This is a genomic window from Arcobacter acticola (assembly GCF_013177675.1).
GTDB lineage: Bacteria > Campylobacterota > Campylobacteria > Campylobacterales > Arcobacteraceae > Aliarcobacter > Aliarcobacter acticola.
This window is the reverse complement of sequence record NZ_CP042652.1, coordinates 1,252,408-1,273,898: the sequence shown is the minus strand read 5'-3', so window position 1 is coordinate 1,273,898 and position 21,491 is coordinate 1,252,408. Positions and strand designations below refer to the sequence as shown.

Sequence of the window (21,491 nt, the reverse complement as noted above, 5' to 3'; positions counted from 1 at the left end):
CCAAAAGTTAGAAAAATGTATATATTTAATTTTTTTGTACATATATCGTATATAAAAAAGGTAAGTATAATTAATTAGTTAGTGATGTGCTATAACGTTCGTTTAAATTGAAAAATTGAAAAAAGGGGGTCAGGTCATAAAATGCAGATATGTTGGTTCATATATTTTATATCTACTTCTATTCATTTTTGTTTCTCTTATTTTATTTGGTTTTTATATGCATTCCCAACGTGTACGTTGGAAACAAGGAAAGAATTCCAAAAGTAGGACATATAATTCACTAATCTTTAATTCTTATTCGTAAATATACTTTATATTTTAATTTATCTAATTTAACTGATAATTCTTCGATATTTTGGGCTTCTAATATTTCTAACATCTTACTATAGCTTCTAATTTTTTCATCTGTAATATCTACAATCAATAAATCTTTATTTAAAAATGATTTACTATTAACAGCGTTTATCATTTCTTCTATACTTTCTTTATTTACTTTTTTATATAGTTTCCCATTTCTATGGTAAACCTTATCAAAAAAGCCTTGTTCTTCAAAACTCATATTTTTTCCTATTTTTCAAATTTAAATTACAAGTAAAACTTCTAAAATATATTGTTGTGATTATTCTATCAAAAAAAATTTAATATCTTAAATATTTCAAGCGATATTTAATTCAAATGATTATTAGATACTGGCTTGAACAAACAAAAACTTAACAAATTGGAAGATTTTTATTTTGAATTATCAGATATTGAGTTTGAGAATTTGCGGTCAAAAAATTTGACCGCAAATTTTGCTAAAGTAAGAACAAATCCAAAAGTTTTCACAGAACAAGGTATTTATATAAGAATTTACTAAAAAAATTAGAATAATAGCTATCTCCATAAAAAATCCTTTTTAATATAGATTTTCTTTATCAAAAAAAATTTAATTCAAGTGATTATTAGATTCAAAAAAGCAAGATTTTCCCAAATCATCAAAATGCATAAAAAGCTCTAACTCTTTTTTAAAATTCTCATCAAGGTTTTCAAAAGCTCTTTTCATACGATTGTATCTGCCTAAGTGATTTTTTTCTTTTGCTTTTTGCATTCCTCTTATTAGATAATGATATCGAACAAGTTTTTTTGTATATTCTGAAATTTTCCAGTTTTTTATAATATGGTAGCTAGCTTCTTCATGATTATGAAAAGAGTATTCACCTGTGATTTTATCTTCTTTTGTTTGATAAGCAACATAGGGTTTTCCAATATCATGTAAAAAAGCAGCACTTAGCATAGAGTATTTTTTGGCTTTAAAAACATGAAAAGCTACAGCTAAGGTATGTACTAAAATACCAAATCTATGCCATTTATTTTGTTTGATAAATAAAGTTATGAAAAACTCTTTTTTTAATATTCTTTTTGTATTCATAAAGCAATTATATCTTTTTTATAAATAGTTTAATTTTTCAAACCATAAATCACAAAGGTTTTTATATATTGTTTTAAAGTTTTTTAGTTTTGAATATTTGTTCTTATCTATTTTTTTTAAATAATAAGATAAGAATAATTCTTCTTCTTTTTTATTTAATTTAAACTCAATACAAATAGCAGCCAAATCAAAAAATCTATCATTTATTCCTGCATATTCCCAATCTATAATTTTTATTTTATTTTTATAAAAAATGATATTCTTAGGATTTAAATCATGGTGTGTAAGAACTAATTCTTTTTTGAACTTTTTTAGTTTTTTTAAACTTTTAAGTGATTCACTTATGATTTTTTTACTTTTTTCATCTTTTAACATCTTTTTATAGTTTAATAAATCACTTTTAAAATCATAGGTTTTTGCTTTTGTTTTTATTTTATGAAGTTTTTTTATCTGTTTTGCAAGATTTTTAATATCAGAATTTTTAAGTTTTGTTTTATGAATACCTTTTTTATACTCATAAATCATAAATTCACTATTTAAGAAAATAGCTTTAGGAGCAATCTTTTGTTTATGTGCTTTTTTTTGAGTTTTAAATTCAAATTCTCTGCTTATATTTACGCTTTCATTTGATTTAAAAACTCTTATTATATATGATTTTCCTGTAGTTTTTAAAAGATAACTTACATTATTAAAGCCTTGATTTTTTAATATCTCAAGGCTTAATAATTCTTCTTTAAAAATATTATATGTTTTAAGCAGATTTAAGTTCAAGATTTTTATACTCTTTTTTCCATTGGATATATGCAACACAAGCTAGAACTGTGTAGATAGCAAATAATACAGCTGTTAAATAAAAGCCTTTTTGTATATAAATATAAATAGAAACAGTATCTATAACAACCCAATAAATCCAATTTTCCAAAACTTTTTTTGCAAGCATATAAGTAGCAAATACAGCAAATACTGTAGTAAAAGTATCTAAATATGCAAAATCAGCACTTGTATAGTTTGCCATTATATAGCCCAATACAATAGATATAAGAATCAAAATACCAATGATTTTGAAATTGTTTGTTATTCCATAAGTAGTGATTTTTAATTGTTCATTTTGAGCTTTTATATTTCCATATTTCCAAGAATACCAACCATAAACAGCCATTACTAAATAAAAGATGTTTAAAGCACTATCCATTAAAAGTGAAGCATCAAAAAAAAGTATGCTATAAATCAAAGTACTAAAAAATGCAGCAACCCAAGACCATAGATTTTGTTTTATGGCTAAAAGTATATAAGAAACTGACAAAAATACAGCCAGCATTTCCCAAGAAGTCATATAGCCTATAGCTTCTTGAATATTATTAATAAAATTTTCTATTTTATATTCCTTGTTTTAAATAAGATAGATTTTATCCAATATTTAATTAATTTTCTTGTTTATTAATCTGCTATAATTGCTTCCATGAAAACATTTATTATAAACAATTGGAATAAACTTTTATTACTTGTATTTACTTGCATAGCTTTATTTTTCGCTTTTTCTTTTACACTTGATGAAAACTCTAAAAAATTGGTTGATGACTCATTTAAACAAGCTGTAATAGTTTTTGGAAGTGCAAAAGCTTTAAATGGTGTAATATCACTAGCGCAAGGAACAGAAATAAATCTGCCCTTTGTAGTTGTTGCTGTTGGAGAAATACTTGATCCCATAAATGATCTTGTTGAGCAATTTTCACTAATAATGCTTGCAAGTTTAGTTTCTCTTGGAATTCAAAAGATTTTATTAGGTTTTTTAACAAATGATATTTACAACTATGTGCTTTTTGCTTTTATTTTAGTTTTTAATATTTGGCTATTTGTTCGTTTTTCAAAGGATGAAATAATCAGAAATATCTTTTTCAAAGCTACTTTTATACTGCTTTTTCTAAGATTTTCTATTCCTTTTATAGTCTATATAAACGATGTTTCTTATAACTATTTTGTAAAACCTCAATACAATATAGAAACACTAAATGAAAATATTATGCAAGTAAAAGAAGAGGTAAGTAAAATAAATAAAGATACTGTAATACAAAAAGAAGAGAGCTCATTTTTTAATAAAATTGCAGAAAAATTTGATATGAGTTTTTATGAGAAAAAGATTGATGAGTATAAAAATGCTGTTGATAATTCAAGTCAGTATTTAATAGATTTGATTATTGTTTTTATTTTTCAAACAATATTTTTACCTATTGTTTTTTTATACATTCTTTATGTATTATTTCGAAAGATTGTTTAAATACAAAACAATCTTTCAAACTCTTTTATAATAGAAGTGGCAGCTATGGTTTCCTCACTTTGTTTTATAAGTTTATTTACTTCTAGATTTTTCTTTTTAGAGACTTCATTTATATATAAATTCATTGCATTCGCATCAAATTCAGGATGAAACTGCACTCCCCAAGCTTTTGACCCTACCCTATAAGCATGATTTATATCATGATTATTAAAAGCCAGTCTTATGGCATTTTTTGGCAGTTCCACTACTGTTTGAGAGTGAACGGTGTGAGCTTTAAAACTATTTGGAAGTTTTGAGAAAAGCTCATCTTCTTTTGCAAAATCTTCTAAAAATATATCAACTGTTCCTATTTCGATTCCATTTTCATGATAACCTGAAACTCCACCTAAACATTTTGCTAATAATTGATGTCCATAACAAATAGCTAGAAGAGGTATTTGCTCATCTATAATTTTGGGAAGCCATTTTTCAAGCTCTAAACTCCAAGACTCTTCATCTGTTACCATACTGTGTGAACCTGTTATGATGATAGCATCGTTTTTTCTAGGCATAGGTAAAGGATGATTTTTTTGAAGATCAATTGTAGAGATATTTAAATCTTTTTTTTCAAGTTTTTCAATAATCCAATCTTCAAAATCACCATTTGGGTTTTCAAAAGTAGAACCACATTTTATAATATATAATTTTTTCATATTTTCCTCAAAGCATTAATTAAAAAAATTATACATCATTATGTAAAAAAATATTATGTAAACTGTTTAAAATATAATCTATTATAAGCAAAGCTTTACTAAAATAAAAAAAACCACAAAGGCTTATTTTGCAAAAAAAAATTTTAATAACAGGTTGTAGTTCAGGTCTTGGACTATCTCTTACAAAATACTATTTAGAAAAAAAATATAAAGTTTATGGAATCAGTAGAAAAAAACCAGATATTTTTGATGAAAATTTTATTCATAAAAGTTTTGATTTATCACAAGTTACAAAAATAAAACAAGAGCTTACAAACTTCATAAAAGAGATAAACAATATTGAAATAGTATTTTTAAATGCAGGAATGCTAGGAAAAATCAAAATACTAGAAGAACTATCAATAGATGAAATGAAAGAAGTTTATGACTTAAATGTTTATGCAAACAAAGAACTCCTTGATATTTTTATGAAAATAGAAGTAAAAAATATTTTGTTCATCTCTTCAGGAGCTTCATTAACTGGATATAAAGGTTGGGGTTCATATAGTTTATCAAAAGCAGGCGTAAATATGCTTGTAAATCTGTATTCAAATGAAATGACAAACACAAAAATACTTGCTGTTGCTCCTGGAGTTATTAAAACACCAATGACAGATTATATAAGATTTGAAATAGATGAAGAGATTTTTACATCAGCTAAAAAATTAAATGAAGGGATAGTTCAAAGCCCTGAAGAAACAGTTATTAAAATAGATACTTTGATTAATAGAATTGATGAATTCCAATCAGGTATTTATGTGGATGTAAGAAAGATATAAACAAGAAATCTGTTTATATCTATATTTCTAAATAGATAAGTTTCTCATAAAATTACTAGCAATTATAGAAGCTCTTTCTTTAAATTTAAGTGCAATATCTTCCACATAAATCTTATCAAGAGCTTCAAAGAATAGTTTTAACCATCTTTCAAATGATTCTCTATCTAATCCTGATATTTGCATATGAGGAGCAAATGGTGAGCCATTGTATTCCCCTCTTCCGAAAGATATTGTAAACCAAAAATTTGTAAGCAATGTTATATGCTTTTGCCAAATCTCTGATTTCATATCTGCTCCCAATTTTTCAATAAAAAAAGGAGATATTTTTTCATCTTTTAAGACTTTTGTATAAAAAGTTACTACAAGTTTATTTATGTTTTCTTTTGTGATTTCATTACTTTGCATTATTATGTTTTTCTTTTTTTGGATTTATCAATTATTACAATTAAACAAGCAATGCTACAATAATCAAACTAGCAAATAAATAAAGGTATACACTTCATTAACTTTTTGTGTTTATAATCTTTAAAAACAAGAGATTATATAATGAAACTTTTGATAAAAACTATTTTAATTTTAGTAAGTATATTTACTATTACTTTACTACTTATAAAATTTACAGGAATTCTTACAGTTGAGGATATCAAAGAGATTTTTACAAATTTGAAATCGCAACCTTCATATATATTAGGTGCGTTGATTGTACTGTTTTTATTTATTGATTTATTTATTGCCGTTCCTACTATGACTATTATCATACTTGCTGGATATTTTATAGGCTTTGAATTAGCTTTATTTTATACAACTATTGGGCTATTAAGTGCTTCTTTAACTGGATATTTTCTATCAAGAAAATATGGTATGAAAGTATTAGATAAATTATCATCAAATGAAGAACAAAAACAAGAAATGACAGATTTGTTCAATAAACATGGTGTTTTAGTCCTTGTTTTATCAAGAGCTGTTCCTATGCTTCCAGAAATTTCATCTTGCCTTGCAGGCGCTTGTGATATGTCTTTAAAACGATTTTTATTTGCATGGTTTTTAGGAACTATTCCATATGTATGTGTCATAACATATGCAGGATCTATTAGTAACTTGGACAATCCAATGCCTGCTATTTACGCAGCACTTGGAATTACTATTCTTTTTTGGTTTATTTGGATGGTTTTTATGAAAATAGATAAAAGAAGAAGCTTAAAAGAAATAAATTAAAGAGTAGAAATTTTTTCCTACTCTTAAATCTATTAGTGTTTTACTTTTTTCTTTTGAACTGATTTTATATTTATAATCATTGCTATTGAAACAACAAACGCAATTACAAAGAATCCTGCAAATACATAAAGTGTTTGAGAGTATGAACCTGTTGCATCTTTTACCATTGAGATAATTAGTGGTCCTACAAGTCCTGCTGCTGCCCATGCTGTTAAGATATAACCATGAATTGCACCTAGTTCTTTTGTTCCAAATATATCTCCTATATATGCAGGAATTGAAGCAAATCCTCCTCCATAACAAGTCATAATAAAGTATAAAACTACTTGAAATACAACTATTTCTTTTATTGATGGTAACATGTAAAAAGCTACTATTTGTGTTGCAAAAAAGATTACATAAACAATAGGTCTTGTTAAATAATCACTTAAAGAAGCCCACATAAGTCTTCCTGCTCCATTAAAGATTCCCATCAAACCAACGGCTGCTGCTGCTGCGATTGCTGAGATTCCAAGAACTTCTTGAAGTAATGGAGAAGCAACTCCAATAATTGCAATACCACATGTTACATTTATAAATAACATAATCCAAAGACCATAAAATCTTGGAGTTTTAACAGCTTCATTTAGACCTAATTGTGCTAAATCTTCTTTGATAACTTTTTTACCCTCTTTGATTTTTTGCTCAAATTTCTTTGGTAAATACTCATCGTGTGGTTTTTCTAAATAAAGTGCAGATGCAAACATTACTACAAAATAAACTGCACCTAAGATGAAGAACGTTCCAGAAATTCCAACACTTCCTATTAAGATTTTAATAGTTGGTCCCCAAATAGCAGAAGCAAAACCAAATCCCATGATTGCAAGTCCTGTAGCCATTCCTCTTTTATCAGGAAACCATTTTACAAGTGTAGATACAGGAGAAATATATCCAATTCCAAGACCACATCCACCTAGCACTCCATAAAAGAAGTATAATAAAACTTTTGATTCTATCATTATTGCAAGGCCTGAACCCATAGTTCCTAAACCAAATAATACCGCTGCAATAATTGCTGAAACTCTAGGACCATTTTTTTCTACAAATTTTCCCATTAAAGCTGCACTTAGTCCTAAAAAGAAAATTGCAATACTAAATGCAATTGTAACGTCTGTTAAATTCCAAGCCATTTGTTCTTGAATTGGTTTTACATATACACTCCATGCATATACAGAGCCTATACAAATATGAACGCCAACAGCACTTAAAGCCATAAGCCATCTATTTTTTTCTACCATTAAGTAATCCCTTGATTATATTGTGTGCGCGATTTTAACAATTTTTCCTAATAAATAGATAAAAGTATTAGATTAATACTATACATTTTATCTATTCTTATAAGTTGATTCTTAAACTTCTGAATCTTTTTTATGACAAGCAGCTGTAAAAATAACATCAGTTGAAGAGTTAAGTGCTGTTTCCATAGAATCTTGAACAACACTAATTACAAATCCAATAGCAACAACTTGGAGAGCAACATCATTTGAAATTCCAAATAAAGAACAAGCTAGAGGAATTAAAAGTAAAGAACCACCTGCAACTCCAGATGCTCCACAAGCAGAGATAGAAGCAATAACACTTAATAAAAGTGCAGTTCCAATATCAATTTGAATACCAAGAGTGTGAACAGTTGCAAGAGTTAACACTGTAATTGTAACAGCAGCTCCTGCCATATTAATAGTAGCTCCCAAAGGAATAGAAATAGAATATGTATCTTCATTTAAATTAAGTTTTTTGCATAAACTTAAATTTATAGGAATATTAGCAGCGCTACTTCTTGTGAAAAATGCAGTTATACCACTCTCTTTTATACATGTGAAAACTAAAGGATATGGATTTGATTTGATTTTAATATAAACAATAAGTGGATTTATAATAAATGCTACAAATAACATAGAACCCACTAAAACTAAAAGAAGTTGAGAATAAGCTATCAATGATGCAAAACCTGTTTGAGCAAATGTTTCAGCAACAAGTCCAAAAATACCAAAAGGAGCTAGTTTTATAATAAATTTAACAATTTTTGTAATTCCAATTGATGCATCTTCAAATAGTTTTTTTGTTTCACTTGAACTATAATGCATGGCAAAACCTAAGGCAATAGCCCATGCTAAAATACCGATGAAGTTACCTGTTAAAATAGCATTTATTGGATTATCTACAATATTAAATAATATTGTTTTTAAAACATCAAGAATATTTCCAGGATGAGTTAATTGTTCTGTTGGAATATCTAATAAAACAAGTTTTGTTGGAAAAAGAAAACTTGCAATTACTGCTACTAATGCTGCTAAAAATGTACCAACAAAATATAAAGTTATAATTGGTCTCATATTAGATTTAACGCCAACTTCTTTTTTTACAATTGCAGCTGCAACTAATATAAAAACTAAAATAGGAGCGATTGCTTTTAATGCTTTTATAAAAAGGGTTCCTAATATAGAAAAAGACATAGCTAAATCTTTTGAAATCATTGCTACGATAATACCTAGTACTATACCTACTAATATTTGTATTACCAAATTACCATTTACATATCTTTCGATAATCCCATTTTTACTTTCCATTAAAGAATCCTACTAATTAATTTTTTTAAGCTTGGGATTATATCTAAGATAAAGTAATAAAATATTGATTTAGAACTATTTATCTCTTTTAAAAATTAGATTTTTAAGGGCTTTTTCACTTTCAATTGCTGGAAAAGTATCAAGATTTTCTAATCTCTTTTCAAACTCAAAATCACTTGCAAACTCACTAAAAATATTTTTTATAAAATCACTGTCAAGTTCAGGAGCATTTAGACATGATAAAACTATACATTTATTGGCCGCTAGTTCATCTAATCTTTTTATGATTTTTTCATAATCTTTTGTTGCAGCAAAACTTCCCTTTTGAAAAGATGGTGGATCTATAATGATAATATCATATGGACCTTCTTTTTTGATTCTTGACCATGATTTTAAAATATCATAGGGCATAAATTTTACTTTTTTTGTATCAAGATTATTTATACGATGGTTTTCTCTGCCTATAGTTAAAGCAGATTTTGACATATCTACATTTACAACTTTAAAAGCCCCTGCTTTAATAGCAGCAACACTAAAAGCACAAGTATATGAAAAAAGATTTAGTACATTTTTATCTTTACATATATCTTGGATAAACTCTCTTCCTTTTTTCATATCAGGAAATATTCCAATATTTTGATTAAAAAAGTTAATATTATATTTTAAGGCATTTTCGATGGCAATTGCACTTTGAGGTAGTTTTCCCCTAAAAGCTTCATTCATATTTTCTTTTAAATATCTTCTTTGAATGATTAAGCTTTTAAAACCTTTTGTTGCATAAATTTCATCAAGGAGTTTTATCAAATCTTTTTCAATATTCTCTTCAATTTGTGCAAAAAAAGTAGCTAATAAAATATCATTTATACTATCAATTACTAAATAGTTAAAATCACTGTAAGAATTTCCTCGTCCATGGAAAACTCTTTTAAACTCTTCATTTTTATTTTCAAGATTATCTAAAATAATCTGCTTTAATTTTTCTATATTTATATTCATTTCTTCATTCAAAGTTATACTCTTTTATTGAAATTATTTGATATTCATAAAAATTATCATTTATTTTAAATTCAAACTCTTCATCTATTTTTTTACCTAAAAAAGCTCTTCCAAGGGGAGATTTATTTGATATTTTATTTTCATTTGGATTTGTTTCGTGTGTTCCTAATATTATAAAAGTTTTTACCTCATCGTTATCTAAATTCATAACTTGTATCTCTGAGCCAAAATTCACCCTATTGTGTGGGATTTGTGAGATATCGATTACTTCACTTGTATTTATAATTTTATCAAGAAAACGAAGTCTTTTATCTGTATTTCGTATTTGCTCTTTTGCAGCTATATACTCAGCATTTTCACTTCTATCACCAAGTTGTGCTGCTATTTCTTTCTCTTTTACCCAATAAGTCTTTTCTTTTAGTAATCTTTTAAACTCTTCAACAACTTTTTCGAAACCATTTTTTGTAATTAAATCTTTTTTCATAAAAGAATTATATTGAGTTTTACTTTAGTTTTTCAGTTAATTTTTTAATAAGCATTTTTTGAAGTATATGAAGATTGTTTTTTTCTAAGTATTTAATTCCCTCATTTTTATAATAATCTAATATTATATTATCAATCATCTCTTTTTTTTCTATCATTTCTTCTAAATGTTCTTTTAGTTTTTCTAAAGAAAATTCACTATAATTTTTTAATTTAAAATAAAGTGCATTTTTAAATGATTCATCCATAAAAATCTCTGCTTTTTTTATAAACTTACTTGCTTCTATTTCATCAGCAAAAATATCATTCCATTTTCTTCCATTTTTAAGTTGGTCAACCGCCACATCTAAAAATACGGGAACAATATCTAAAACTTTATTTAACTCTGAAAAATCATCATCTATCAAAGCTCTAAATAACATTCTTGTTCTATTTTTTATTTTAACTCTTAGATTTTCTTTTTCTATTACATCTTTATGTAATAAAGAAAATCTTTTTAAAGCATTTAATTTTGAATGATTAAATGCCATAATTGACACCAAGGGATCAATATCTTGAATTTGAATTTCACAAGAGCCATTTGGCCTACAAAAAGCCCAGTAAAGTCTAGCTTCCATATCTGGGTGATTTAGATACTTTTCATCACCAATTGCTTCAAAGTCATCCTCTTCTTTTAATTCCTCTACTTCTTGTTTATAGGTTAAATTGAATAACTCTTCCATCTTTTTCAAACTTTCTTATATTTTTTTATCACTAATTATAAAAAGAGTATTACATAAAAGTGTTTCATTTAATTCAAATTCTCCATCACTTAATACAATCAATAAACTATCATTTCTTAGCTCACTCGATTTTCTTAAATATCTTACACACTCATCAAAATTTGTTCCACCATTTGATTTTGGGATTAACAATTCATCACTACTAAGAGGATTAAAACTATCAAATTTAATAATATATTCTCTTCTTACACTTAAATCAAATGGCAAAATTTCTATTGTATATTCATAAAAACTATCTGCTATTTCACCAATTATTGCTAAAAACTTTTTATACTCATCCAAAGTTACACTAGAAGAGCTATCTAAAGCTATAAAAATATTTAAACTATCATTTAATTTTTTTGTTCCTGGCATATAAATACCATTACTTATAAATCTTTTATTTGGTCTTTCATAAGAGAGTTGTTTTTCAAAAAAAGAGCTTATTAAATACTCTTTTAACTCATCACTTAAATTTATTTCTGCTTTAATTAAACTATCTATTTCTATACTCATTCCCTCATAAAAACTTTTTGATTTTTGAGCTATACTTAATGCTTGCACGATAATTCCATCCAATTTTTCTTGATTTGCTTTTTCATTTTTTATTAAAACCTCATCTAAATCTAATTTTGTTTTATCATATTCATAAGAATCAACACTTCCTTTTTCATTGGGAGTTGTTTTACTTAACTCTTCTTTTTTCTTTTTATATGAAATTTCGTAAACCTCTTCAACACATTTATCCTTTAAAGTTAAATCTAAAAGTTCATCATCTGGTTTTGTTCCTATATTTTCAAAACTGTAAAGTATATTATTTACCACTAAATCACAAGATTTATTCCAAATATAACTATCTCTTGTTTTTTGTCTATATGAATGTTTTAGCACTATATGAAGTAAAGTGTGTGCATATAAATAATTTATCTCATATTTTGAGTATTTTTTTAATTTTTTTGTATCAATTGTAATTTTAAAGCCATCTGTTAAAAATGCAGAATTTTTATTTTCTTCATAATTTGTTTCAATGCTTAAAGCTAATACTGACAAGAAAGGATGATTAAATAAAAAATTTATTCTTATTTTCTCAAATATTTCTTTATATGAGATAGTCTTCATACTTTTCAATCCATTCATCAAATTCACTTAATGTTGAGATCTCTTCATCTTTTACAATTAAATCTTTTATTAACATAACTGCAAACTCTATAGGAAGCTTTTTACTATAAGCAAAAATATTTACAGCTTGATTACAGTTTTGATATTTTTCTAATAATGCAGAACATAAAGCATATAAAGCACTTGGTTCTTTTGGAACCACATCACAAGAGCCTTTCAAAATATCATCAATATTTGGCAAGGTTTTATAAATTTTAATAAATGAAATAAATTCAATAGCAGCCCCATAACCAACAGTTCCATAAATAATAGGAGATATCATATTTACATCTTTTTGGTTTTTTAAAACTCTTGATAACATACTCCAAGCTCTTCCTGACTTCATCACTTTTGAAAAAGAGCATAAAACAATATCTAATAAACCCCATGGTTAAGGTATTTTAATTTTTAAGTTGGGTGACCCACGATATAATATTGTATGTTTATTCGTAAAAAAAGAAATGCAAGTGGTAGTATAAGTGTTCAAATAATAGAAAAAATTGGAAGAAATAATAAAGTAGTGCAAACTATTGGTTCATCTAAAGATGAAATAGAAATAGAACTTTTATATGAAGAGGGATTAAAACTTATTCCACAACTCACCAAACAACCTATATTAAATTTATTTCCAAATGATAATAGTGAAAATATAATAGATACCTTTGTAAAAAATCTATCAACAAATAGTATTGTTTGTAAGTACCTACTTAAAATTAATGTCATAATTAGTTCCAAAGCCAGCTAATAAATTTTTAACATGTTTATGTAAATTATCAAATGATAAATAAGCTTCTAGTTTATGATAGTGATATTTCATATGTTTCCACAATATTTCTATTTTATTTAGTTCAGGTGAATATGGTGGTAAAAATAATAATTGTAGTCCAAGCTTCTCCCACTTTTCTATCTCTGCTTTAAAAAGCTTACTTGTGTGAATAGATGCATTATCAAGTATGACAACAGTAGTTTTTGTAATCTGATTTACAAAATCATTAAAGAAATCTATAACAACTTGTGTATCTACTTTTGTTATTGTAGTTTTCGAAAAGAGATGATTATTCTTTGTATTTAAAAACCCTAAAACATTTATTCTTTTTGCAAATCTATTTGATGGAATTTCTACTGGCTTACCTATTGGTGACCAATAATAAGGGATATTTGAATCAAGTGAAAAACCACTCTCATCAAAATAATATGTATCAATCCAATCTTTAGCAGACCAGCTTAAAACATTAAGTATTTGAGCTTTTTTGGAAGAATAATTCATCCACTTCTTCTCTTTAAATATAGTGTTTCTAGCTCTTTTAAAACTATATTGTATATTTTTTTAAATATCTTTTTAAGATTTGAGGTGATACTTTTTTAACTCTTTTTGACTCTTTATTAAGAGCTATACAAGTCTCTTTGATACTATTTGTTTCAATAAGTTTTTTTACTTTATCAATATCATTTTCATTTAGTGCTGGTTTTCTACCACGACCAATTTCATCAGATAAATTTTCTATTTGTTCTTCTTTGAATCTATCAAACCATCTATAAACTGTTCTTGTTGACTTATTGAATATTTTGCATATCTCTTTTACTGTTATACCTTCATTACTTAAAAGTATAGATTTAGCTCTTTGTCTTAATTGCAATGAACTACCATTTTTTACTATTTTTTCTAATTCTTTTACTGTTTTATTATTTAAATTACTTATATATCTCATATAGTATTATAGCTAAAACTAGCTTATAAAACAAGACATTAATTTTGATTAATTACTTATTGGCCCAGAACTTATTATCGCAAGATTGTTTGATTATATTGGATTTAGTAAAATTATTGATGATGAACTTTTAAAACATTTAGTTGTAACAAGACTTATTAATCCAGGAAGTAAATTAAAAGTTATTGAGTATCTTAAACGATATAGAAATATAGATATTGATATTATGAAGATATATCGCTTTATGGATAAGTTTAATGTTGTATATAAAGAGGAGATTGAACAAGTAGCCTTTGAACATACAAAAAAAATATTAGGTGAAATTACTGTTTTATTTTATGATGTTACAACACTTTACTTTGAGAGTGAAGATGAGGATGATTTAAGAAGAATTGGATTTAGTAAAGATGGTAAATTTCAATCTCCACAAATAATGCTTGGACTTTTAGTGGGAGAAAAAGGTTATCCAATAGGCTATGATATTTATGAGGGGAATAGCTATGAAGGAAATACTTTTATACCAATACTTCAAAAGTTTGAAAAGAAATTTAATTTAGAAAAACCAATTGTAATAGCTGATTCAGGATTGTTATCTAAAAATAATATAGAACAACTAAAAACTCATAACTATAAATATATCTTAGGTGCAAGAATCAAAAATGAAAATCATATTACAAAAAGTAAAATATTATCTTTAAATCTTGATGTAAATAATGCTATTGCAACCGTTGCAAAAGGTGATGATACACTTGTGTTGTCATATACAGATAAAAGAGCAAAAAAAGATAAATATAATAGAGAAAAAGGTTTAAAAAGATTAGAAAAGAAAATCAAATCAGGAAGACTTACAAAAGATCAAATCAATAGTAGAGGATATAATAAATATTTACATCTTAAAAATGAAATTGAAGTAGTAATTGATTATGATAAATTTAATGAAGATGCACTTTGGGATGGTCTTAAAGGTTATATCACAAATACAACACTCAGTCCATCTGAAGTGATTGAAAACTACTCAAATCTGTGGCATATAGAAAGAGCCTTTAGAATTTCTAAAACAGATTTAAAAATAAGACCAATTCATCATTATCTAAGACATAGAATAGAAGCTCATATCTCAATATCATTTATTGCATATACAGTTTATAAAGAACTTGAAAGAATTATTAAACTTCATGATAAGAATTTGTCAGTGCAAATAGCCCTCGAAGAGATAAAAACAATCTATGGATTAGAATATATAAACCCACTTACACATAAGAAAAAATTTGAAGTGTTGCAACTTAATGAAATACAACTAAAAATTCAAAATATTATTGATATTCATATTGGGTGCCTCGAATGATGAAGTCAGGAGATATCATATTTACATCTTTTTGGTTTTTTAAAACTCTTGATAACATACTCCAAGCTCTTGGTGTACAAAATGCTGGATTTGTTTCACTTGAATTTGGCACTTCACTACTTAATAAATCTGGTCTAAATCCTAAAAAACCTAAAACATAAGAATGGATATCGTTTAATATTGCCCAATTTTTAAAGTCATCATATTTTGCTTCTAAAAGTAAATGCACCATTCTATTAACCAAAGGACTTGGAAGTTTAAATACAATTCCCTTATCATTTATTTTATTTCCAGCACATACTATTTTCCAATTTTTTGGAAGTTCATACTCCCCTATTCTTCTATCAAGAACAAGTTGATAAATAGCTGCTTGGACAGAAAGTGATGCAGAATTTAATTCATCTAAAAAAAGTATTCCTGATGAGTTTTTATCTTTTGGTAAAAAAACAGGACTCATCCATACTGTTTCATTATTGAAAATGGTCGGTATTCCTCTTAAATCAACTGCATCAACTTGAGAAAGTCTTACATCTCTTAACTCTAAGTTGTTTTTTTTAGCTATATCATTTACAATATAAGATTTTCCAATACCAGGACTTCCATGAATAAAAACCGGTACATCACTTTTTAGTAATATTTCCAATTGTTTATATAATTCTATTGTTCCAATATAAGGAGTTACCATACTACAAGCCTATGCTTTTTTATATTTTTTTGTTAATCGAGCATAATCATAAAAATCACTTAACATCAAATATCTCATTTGTACATCTTGAAATTTTTTAACTAGCATGAAATTACCTTCATTAAAAAGAGAAACATCATGAATAAACTCTTTTGGGTAAGTTAGTTTTTCTTCTTTTATTAAAGGAAAACATTCCATAAAATCTGAAAAAAGGCTATTTACTAGCTCATTGTTTTTTTCATTGGGTTTTGTTAAAAAGTTTTCAATGGTTTCGAACTCTTGACAGATTTCTACTAAACATTTGTGCATGTGTCACTACTTGAACAGGTATTTAATTTTTTGTTTGTATCTATATTTACATTTAGAAGTTTATTTATTTGCTCTAGATTAAATCCACAAAGTTTTATACCATTTATATCTAATAGTGGTCTTTTTATTAAGATTGGCTCTTTTATCATTAAATTTATAGCTTCATCTTTTTTAATATTCAAAATATTAATTTTTTCATCTTTTATTTGTGGAGCAAAGGGATTAAACATATCTTTTACTTCCAAACCTTTGAAAAATTCATTCAAACTTTCAAAGGTCCATTTTTCATCAAGTAAACTTTTTACTGTAAAAGATATATTATGATTTTTTAATAACTCTTTTTGTTTAGCATTTCCACTACAACCTGTTTTTTCATAGAATATGAAATTATAAAAAGCAAAATTAGCCATAAAATTCCTTTTTATAAATTACTATGCAATTAGTATGCCTTTTATAAAGCTTTTTTTACCGTATCAATAATAATTGCACAAATTTCATAGGGATTTGTATTTGATGTTGGGCATCTATCTTTAGTTCTTTCCTTTAAAAATTATTTAAATTAATCATACTTATATAATAATTGCACTCTAAAACTATATTGTAATAACGAATTACAATAAATCAAGGATTTATTTTGTCATATATAAAAAAAGAATTTAAAACTATCAAAGGTAAAAAAATTGAAGATTTTTTACTTGAAGATATAAGTATTGATTCAAAACTTACATTAAATCTTTTAGAAAAAGGCAAAATCACTGATGAGAATAATAAAAGACTTCAAAAAAATCAAATCATCAAATCGAACTTTATTTATATAGTAATTTTTGAGCCAATTACAAAAGGCTTAAAACCTATATTTGATTCTTTTCATTTTGCAATTTTTGATAAACCAAGTGGTTTAATGGTTCATCCTTCATCTCATCAATTAGATATTTATACACTTTTAGATGAAATCAAGTTCTACTTTGGTCAAAAAGGCTCTTTAGTTCATAGAATTGATGCTGAAACATCAGGTTTAGTTCTTGTTTCGAAAAATGCTTTTAGTGATATGATTTTAAAAAATATGTTTGAAGAAAAACAATATATTAAAAAATATCATGCAATAGTTGAAGGAAACATAGAAAAAAATCTAGAAATAGATACTCCAATTACAAATGATACTGGATTAATCAAACTTAAAATGAAAACTGATTTAAATGGTAAAGAATCTAAAACATTGATAAATCCAATTTCTTATAATAAAGAAAAAAATCAAACTTTAGTAGAAGCTATTCCATTAACAGGAAGACAACATCAAATAAGAGTACATTTAAATTCAATAGGACATAAAATAATTGGTGATCCAATATATGGAATAGATGAAAAGATTACTGATCTTTTTTTAAAAAATAAACTTAGTGAAGATGAAAGATTAAAATATACAAAAGCAAATAGATTATTACTTCAAGCAAATTACCTAGAATTTGAGTTTTTAGATGTTATTTACAAATTTTCTTCTTTACAAGAATTTTAAACTACTAAGCAATAATTACACAATTTTATACTACCATTCCGAAAAAATTTCACCCTTTATGAATAAGGACAGTATTGCTATTTAACTCATATGAATTTGTTTTCTTATTTTTACCAATAAGCTTTTTAATATACTTTTATTTAAATAAAAAAAAACTGGTAACATCTTCAAAAATATTTTTAGTAGCAGCCTCTTTAGTATTTTATTCATGGTGGAATATAGTTTATCTTCCTTTACTTTTAGCTAGTATGCTTTTTAACTTCTTTGTTGGTCAATCTTTAGGTAAAAACAAAACAAAATCCATGCTTACATTTGGTATTTTGGGAAATATAACGCTTCTTGGGTATTTTAAATATACAGACTTTTTCATATCAAATTTCAACTGGGCTTTTAATAAAGATGTAAATCTTCTACATTTAGCTCTTCCTTTAGCTATTAGTTATTTTACCTTTCAGCAAATTGCTTTTTTAGTAGATTCATATAGAGGTGAAACAAAAGAGTATAACTTTTTAAATTATGCACTATTTTTAACGTTCTTTCCTCAACTTCTAATGGGTCCAATTATGCACCATAAAGAGATTATTCCACAGTTTCAAACAAGATGGAAATCTTTTATAAACTGGCAAAATATTTCTTTAGGGTTATTTATTTTTTCAATTGGACTTGCAAAAAAAACACTTCTTGGTGATCCTCTTACAGATTATGCTCAATTTGCCTTTGATTTTGCACAAAATTTATCACCTGTAGAAGCTTGGTACGCATCTGTTTCTTATGTACTATCATACTATTTTGACCTTTCAGGATATGCAGACATGGCTGTGGGTGTTGGTAGAATGTTTAATATTGATATTCCAAAAAACTTTAATAGTCCTTATAAAGCACGAAATTTCGCTGATTATTGGAAAAGATGGCATATCACTCTTTCTAGATTTTTAGGTGATTATATTTATAAAAGTTTAGGTGGGAATCAAAAACTAGCAATTGTTATGTATATGAATATTATGATTACATTTTTTGTATCAGGATTTTGGCATGGAGCTGGTTGGAACTTTATAGTTTGGGGATTATTAAATGGAATTTTTGTTGTAATGGCACATATGATGAAAAGAGCCCACTTAAAAATGAATCTTTATGTAGCTTGGTCTTTGATGTTTATGGGATTGATTCTTACAAGAATTTTATTTGTATCAAATAATTTTTCAGATGCTTGGTATGTAAGTACAACACTATTTGATATTTCAAATTTTAGATTTTCAGATTTATACTACATAGATCCATATATGCAAAGTTTTTATATAGTTTTAGCTTTAGGACTTGCAGTTGGTGCAAAAAATAGTATGGAAATTGCTGAAAATTTTAAACCAAATACAAAATATATGTTTTATACAATAATACTTTTAGTAGCTTCTTTGTTCACTTTTTCAAGTGCAAAAGAGTTCTTGTATTTCCAATTCTAAGGATAAAAGATGAAAAAACAATATAAAAAATACTTTATTTTATCAGTTCTTCTTACTCTTTTTCTTTTTGGATTAGGAATTGTTTTTAGATATATAATTGACCCTGTTGGAATCAATAACAAAGTAAATCTAGGACTTTATAAAGATGTGGCCCTTGCATATAGAATTCAAAAATTTGTAGAATTAAATGAAGTGAAACCAAATAGTATAATATTAGGTGGAAGTAGAGCTCACTATTTAGATCCCAAAGATTTAGAAAAATATACCCATGATAAAGTTTATAACCTAGGACTTACCTTCTCTACTCTTGAAGAACAGTATCATTTTTTAAAATATTCAATAGATCACTTTGATATAAAAAATGTTGTTATTGCTTTAAATTTATATCCATTTAGTGAAAAACTAGAAGATAATAAAAGTGATTTTGATGAAACAATATTTGAAGATGGTTTTACATTTTTAAAACAAATCAAACACTATCTTAGCTTACCACTTATGAAATATTTAAAATATGCCTATGAAAACAAATACACAGAGCCTTTCTATAAAGATGGTGCAATCACTGCCTATCATCAAAGTATAGTATTACTAGATAATACATGGGAAGATAGAAAAAAGAGCTCATTAGAAGGTTATCATAGAAAATATAATAAGTATTTAGAATGGGGAAATACTCAATTTGAGTATTATAGAAAAATGGTTCAATTATGTAAAGATAATAATATAAATCTAAAAGTATTTACAACAGCTATTCATGTATCACAACTTAATATTTTGAAAGAAGTAAATAAAATGGATATATTTTATAAATGGAAAGATGAATTAGTAAAAATCTATCCATATTATGATTTTATGACAGAAAATAGTATTACTGTAAATGATGATAATTATATTGATACTTCTCACTTAAAACAAGAATTTGGTTATTTGTATTTTGCTAAAGTTTTTGAAGACTCTTCTGTTAATGTACCAAAAGACTTTGGAATTTTAATAAAATAACTGAATATCAAGATTATAGTATTTATGAGTTATCAGGCTCATACTTGAAAATAAAAATCTTCTCGTCTAGTAAAAAAGTTTCTCTTTTCTTGTTCAATAACTCCATAAGGTTTAAGGAACTTTGTAGTTTTTACTTTTTGAATAGTTTGTGGAACATGAAAAACTAATATGTGTGTTTTGTGTTCCAAAAGTAAGAGGTTTTGACAAGGATATAAGTAAACAGTGCGTATTTGATGTAAAAACACTATCTCTTATCTGTAACCTACTGATGAGGACATTATGATAAACTTAATTAAATTTAATAAAACACCCTAAATTATCTACTTTAAAAGAATGGACTTTCCATATACTCGAACAATTGTTGTACTTTTCTTAATTTAGGAAACCTATTTATAGTTTAGTGTCGGATGAAAAACAGATACTTAAAAAATAAATAGATAAATTCTCAATTTTTTGTCATTTACCTTTGTTTACCTTCACTTGGGTAAATAATTACCTTTATTCTTTATACTTTCATTATAAATTAATTATACAAGGATAAAAAATGGAAAGAGCAGGAAAACTAACTATTTTAGTAGTTAGTACAATTTTGTCAATCTCACTATTTGCACAAGAAAAAACAGCAGATGATTTGGTGAAAAGTATGAAAAAAGAGGATATTACTTATGCTCAATTAATGCAAGGTATGGGAATGGCTAAAAACAATATTGATATGGGAATTATTGGTATGAATAAGTTTCTTGTAGATAGAGGTATTGATTTAATCAGAACTCATCCTGCTCCAAAGGCTAAACCTTGGATAATTATGGATAAAGAAGATCAAGAAGGTTTTAAATCAATGCTAGTATATTATGATAAAAAAATGGATGAAGACGTGGAAGCTATTGAACAAGCTGTAAATGATAAAGAGTGGCTAAAAGCCTTAGAAGCTTCACAAGTGTTAAGTAATAGCTGTATCTCTTGTCACATTAGTTATAAAGATAAAGTAAAATATATTATGGAATAATTAGAATCAATAAGTTAAAAAACTGGCATAAATAACTCATGCGTATTCAAAATTTT

Annotated in this window: 28 protein-coding genes; 10 read left to right on the top strand and 18 right to left on the bottom strand. The window is 26.1% G+C overall.

Annotated features, from left to right (window positions below):
• Positions 1-280 precede the first annotated feature (280 nt).
• On the bottom strand, positions 281-559 hold the full coding sequence (locus AACT_RS06560; RefSeq protein WP_172126042.1) for a hypothetical protein: 279 nt from the start codon (positions 557-559) through the stop codon (positions 281-283).
• A gap of 135 nt (positions 560-694) precedes the next feature.
• On the opposite strand from AACT_RS06560, the gene AACT_RS06555 reads away from it, so the two are divergent.
• Positions 695-856 carry an ORF6N domain-containing protein gene (locus tag AACT_RS06555; RefSeq protein WP_172126041.1) on the top strand — a complete coding sequence of 54 codons (162 nt, stop codon included), beginning with the start codon at positions 695-697 and terminating at the stop codon, positions 854-856.
• A gap of 69 nt (positions 857-925) precedes the next feature.
• Here AACT_RS06555 and AACT_RS06550 read toward each other — a convergent pair whose 3' ends face one another.
• From AACT_RS06550 to pnuC, 3 genes are read right to left on the bottom strand one after another with little or no spacing between them, the layout of a single operon-like run.
• The gene (locus tag AACT_RS06550) at positions 926-1,408 is read right to left on the bottom strand and encodes an HD domain-containing protein (RefSeq protein WP_172126040.1); all 483 of its coding nucleotides are present in this window, start codon (positions 1,406-1,408) and stop codon (positions 926-928) included.
• 18 nt (positions 1,409-1,426) lie between these two features.
• On the bottom strand, positions 1,427-2,179 hold the full coding sequence (locus tag AACT_RS06545) for a choline/ethanolamine kinase family protein (RefSeq protein ID WP_172126039.1): 753 nt from the start codon (positions 2,177-2,179) through the stop codon (positions 1,427-1,429).
• Positions 2,160-2,741, bottom strand: a complete 582-nt coding sequence (gene pnuC / locus AACT_RS06540) for a nicotinamide riboside transporter PnuC (protein ID WP_172126038.1) — start codon at positions 2,739-2,741, stop codon at positions 2,160-2,162. The genes AACT_RS06545 and pnuC overlap by 20 nt, the downstream gene beginning before the upstream one ends.
• Positions 2,742-2,867: 126 nt before the next feature.
• On the opposite strand from pnuC, the gene AACT_RS06535 reads away from it, so the two are divergent.
• Complete coding sequence (locus AACT_RS06535) at positions 2,868-3,683, top strand: hypothetical protein (RefSeq protein WP_172126037.1); 816 nt, start codon at positions 2,868-2,870, stop codon at positions 3,681-3,683.
• Here AACT_RS06535 and AACT_RS06530 read toward each other — a convergent pair.
• Positions 3,680-4,375 (bottom strand): glutamine amidotransferase, encoded by a 696-nt coding sequence (locus tag AACT_RS06530; protein ID WP_172126036.1) that lies wholly within the window; start codon positions 4,373-4,375, stop codon positions 3,680-3,682. The genes AACT_RS06535 and AACT_RS06530 overlap by 4 nt on opposite strands.
• 128 nt (positions 4,376-4,503) lie before the next feature.
• Between AACT_RS06530 and AACT_RS06525 the strand changes: the two genes are divergently transcribed.
• Positions 4,504-5,193, top strand: coding sequence for an SDR family NAD(P)-dependent oxidoreductase (locus AACT_RS06525; RefSeq protein WP_172126035.1), 690 nt, complete (start codon positions 4,504-4,506; stop codon positions 5,191-5,193).
• 27 nt (positions 5,194-5,220) lie between these two features.
• Here AACT_RS06525 and AACT_RS06520 read toward each other — a convergent pair whose 3' ends face one another.
• The gene (locus AACT_RS06520; RefSeq protein WP_172126034.1) at positions 5,221-5,598 is read right to left on the bottom strand and encodes a group III truncated hemoglobin; all 378 of its coding nucleotides are present in this window, start codon (positions 5,596-5,598) and stop codon (positions 5,221-5,223) included.
• A 141-nt stretch (positions 5,599-5,739) separates the two neighbouring features.
• On the opposite strand from AACT_RS06520, the gene AACT_RS06515 reads away from it, so the two are divergent.
• On the top strand, positions 5,740-6,408 hold the full coding sequence (locus AACT_RS06515; RefSeq protein WP_172126033.1) for a TVP38/TMEM64 family protein: 669 nt from the start codon (positions 5,740-5,742) through the stop codon (positions 6,406-6,408).
• 32 nt (positions 6,409-6,440) lie between these two features.
• On the opposite strand, the gene AACT_RS06510 is transcribed toward AACT_RS06515, so the two are convergent.
• The 7 genes from AACT_RS06510 to AACT_RS06480 form a co-directional block, all read right to left on the bottom strand.
• Positions 6,441-7,685: an L-lactate MFS transporter gene (locus tag AACT_RS06510; protein ID WP_172126032.1), complete on the bottom strand. Its 1,245-nt coding sequence runs from the start codon at positions 7,683-7,685 to the stop codon at positions 6,441-6,443.
• Positions 7,686-7,796: 111 nt separating this feature from the next.
• Positions 7,797-9,014 carry a serine/threonine transporter SstT gene (sstT, locus tag AACT_RS06505; RefSeq protein ID WP_172126031.1) on the bottom strand — a complete coding sequence of 406 codons (1,218 nt, stop codon included), beginning with the start codon at positions 9,012-9,014 and terminating at the stop codon, positions 7,797-7,799.
• Between the two features lie 75 nt (positions 9,015-9,089).
• Positions 9,090-10,004, bottom strand: coding sequence for a class I SAM-dependent methyltransferase (locus tag AACT_RS06500; protein ID WP_172128573.1), 915 nt, complete (start codon positions 10,002-10,004; stop codon positions 9,090-9,092).
• Between the two features lie 10 nt (positions 10,005-10,014).
• Positions 10,015-10,494 (bottom strand): GreA/GreB family elongation factor, encoded by a 480-nt coding sequence (locus AACT_RS06495; RefSeq protein WP_172126030.1) that lies wholly within the window; start codon positions 10,492-10,494, stop codon positions 10,015-10,017.
• A 19-nt stretch (positions 10,495-10,513) separates the two neighbouring features.
• On the bottom strand, positions 10,514-11,215 hold the full coding sequence (locus AACT_RS06490; protein WP_172126029.1) for a hypothetical protein: 702 nt from the start codon (positions 11,213-11,215) through the stop codon (positions 10,514-10,516).
• A gap of 15 nt (positions 11,216-11,230) precedes the next feature.
• Entirely contained in the window at positions 11,231-12,373 is a 1,143-nt protein-coding gene (locus AACT_RS06485; RefSeq protein WP_172126028.1) for a vWA domain-containing protein, read from the bottom strand.
• On the bottom strand, positions 12,354-12,758 hold the full coding sequence (locus AACT_RS06480) for a hypothetical protein (protein WP_216658226.1): 405 nt from the start codon (positions 12,756-12,758) through the stop codon (positions 12,354-12,356). Before AACT_RS06480 ends, AACT_RS06485 begins: the two co-directional genes overlap by 20 nt.
• A gap of 93 nt (positions 12,759-12,851) precedes the next feature.
• Here AACT_RS06480 and AACT_RS06475 point away from each other — a divergent pair, with 93 nt between their 5' ends.
• Complete coding sequence (locus AACT_RS06475; RefSeq protein WP_172126027.1) at positions 12,852-13,157, top strand: hypothetical protein; 306 nt, start codon at positions 12,852-12,854, stop codon at positions 13,155-13,157.
• Here AACT_RS06475 and AACT_RS06470 read toward each other — a convergent pair.
• The gene (locus tag AACT_RS06470) at positions 13,116-13,679 is read right to left on the bottom strand and encodes an IS630 family transposase (protein ID WP_172124293.1); all 564 of its coding nucleotides are present in this window, start codon (positions 13,677-13,679) and stop codon (positions 13,116-13,118) included. The two genes, AACT_RS06475 and AACT_RS06470, sit on opposite strands and share 42 nt — an antisense overlap.
• 43 nt (positions 13,680-13,722) lie before the next feature.
• Positions 13,723-14,121, bottom strand: a complete 399-nt coding sequence (locus tag AACT_RS06465) for a helix-turn-helix domain-containing protein (protein WP_172126026.1) — start codon at positions 14,119-14,121, stop codon at positions 13,723-13,725.
• 85 nt (positions 14,122-14,206) lie between these two features.
• On the opposite strand from AACT_RS06465, the gene AACT_RS06460 reads away from it, so the two are divergent.
• Positions 14,207-15,466, top strand: a complete 1,260-nt coding sequence (locus tag AACT_RS06460; protein WP_172126025.1) for an IS1634 family transposase — start codon at positions 14,207-14,209, stop codon at positions 15,464-15,466.
• Here the strand turns inward: AACT_RS06460 and AACT_RS06455 are convergent.
• The 3 genes from AACT_RS06455 to AACT_RS06445 are packed head-to-tail and all read right to left on the bottom strand — an operon-like array spanning position 15,435 to position 16,870.
• On the bottom strand, positions 15,435-16,151 hold the full coding sequence (locus tag AACT_RS06455; protein WP_228720548.1) for an ATP-binding protein: 717 nt from the start codon (positions 16,149-16,151) through the stop codon (positions 15,435-15,437). The genes AACT_RS06460 and AACT_RS06455 overlap by 32 nt on opposite strands.
• 9 nt (positions 16,152-16,160) lie before the next feature.
• A complete protein-coding gene (locus tag AACT_RS06450) occupies positions 16,161-16,460 on the bottom strand; it encodes a hypothetical protein (protein ID WP_172126024.1) in 300 nt (99 codons plus the stop codon).
• A complete protein-coding gene (locus AACT_RS06445) occupies positions 16,445-16,870 on the bottom strand; it encodes an ArsC/Spx/MgsR family protein (RefSeq protein WP_172126023.1) in 426 nt (141 codons plus the stop codon). The genes AACT_RS06450 and AACT_RS06445 overlap by 16 nt, the downstream gene beginning before the upstream one ends.
• A gap of 224 nt (positions 16,871-17,094) precedes the next feature.
• On the opposite strand from AACT_RS06445, the gene AACT_RS06440 reads away from it, so the two are divergent.
• From AACT_RS06440 to AACT_RS06425, 4 genes are all read left to right on the top strand, one after another.
• On the top strand, positions 17,095-17,973 hold the full coding sequence (locus tag AACT_RS06440) for an RluA family pseudouridine synthase (protein WP_172126022.1): 879 nt from the start codon (positions 17,095-17,097) through the stop codon (positions 17,971-17,973).
• Between the two features lie 74 nt (positions 17,974-18,047).
• The gene (locus AACT_RS06435; protein WP_172126021.1) at positions 18,048-19,430 is read left to right on the top strand and encodes an MBOAT family O-acyltransferase; all 1,383 of its coding nucleotides are present in this window, start codon (positions 18,048-18,050) and stop codon (positions 19,428-19,430) included.
• A 9-nt stretch (positions 19,431-19,439) separates the two neighbouring features.
• Positions 19,440-20,429 carry a hypothetical protein gene (locus AACT_RS06430; RefSeq protein ID WP_228720547.1) on the top strand — a complete coding sequence of 330 codons (990 nt, stop codon included), beginning with the start codon at positions 19,440-19,442 and terminating at the stop codon, positions 20,427-20,429.
• Positions 20,430-20,973: 544 nt separating this feature from the next.
• On the top strand, positions 20,974-21,435 hold the full coding sequence (locus tag AACT_RS06425; protein WP_172126020.1) for a hypothetical protein: 462 nt from the start codon (positions 20,974-20,976) through the stop codon (positions 21,433-21,435).
• Positions 21,436-21,491 lie beyond the last annotated feature (56 nt).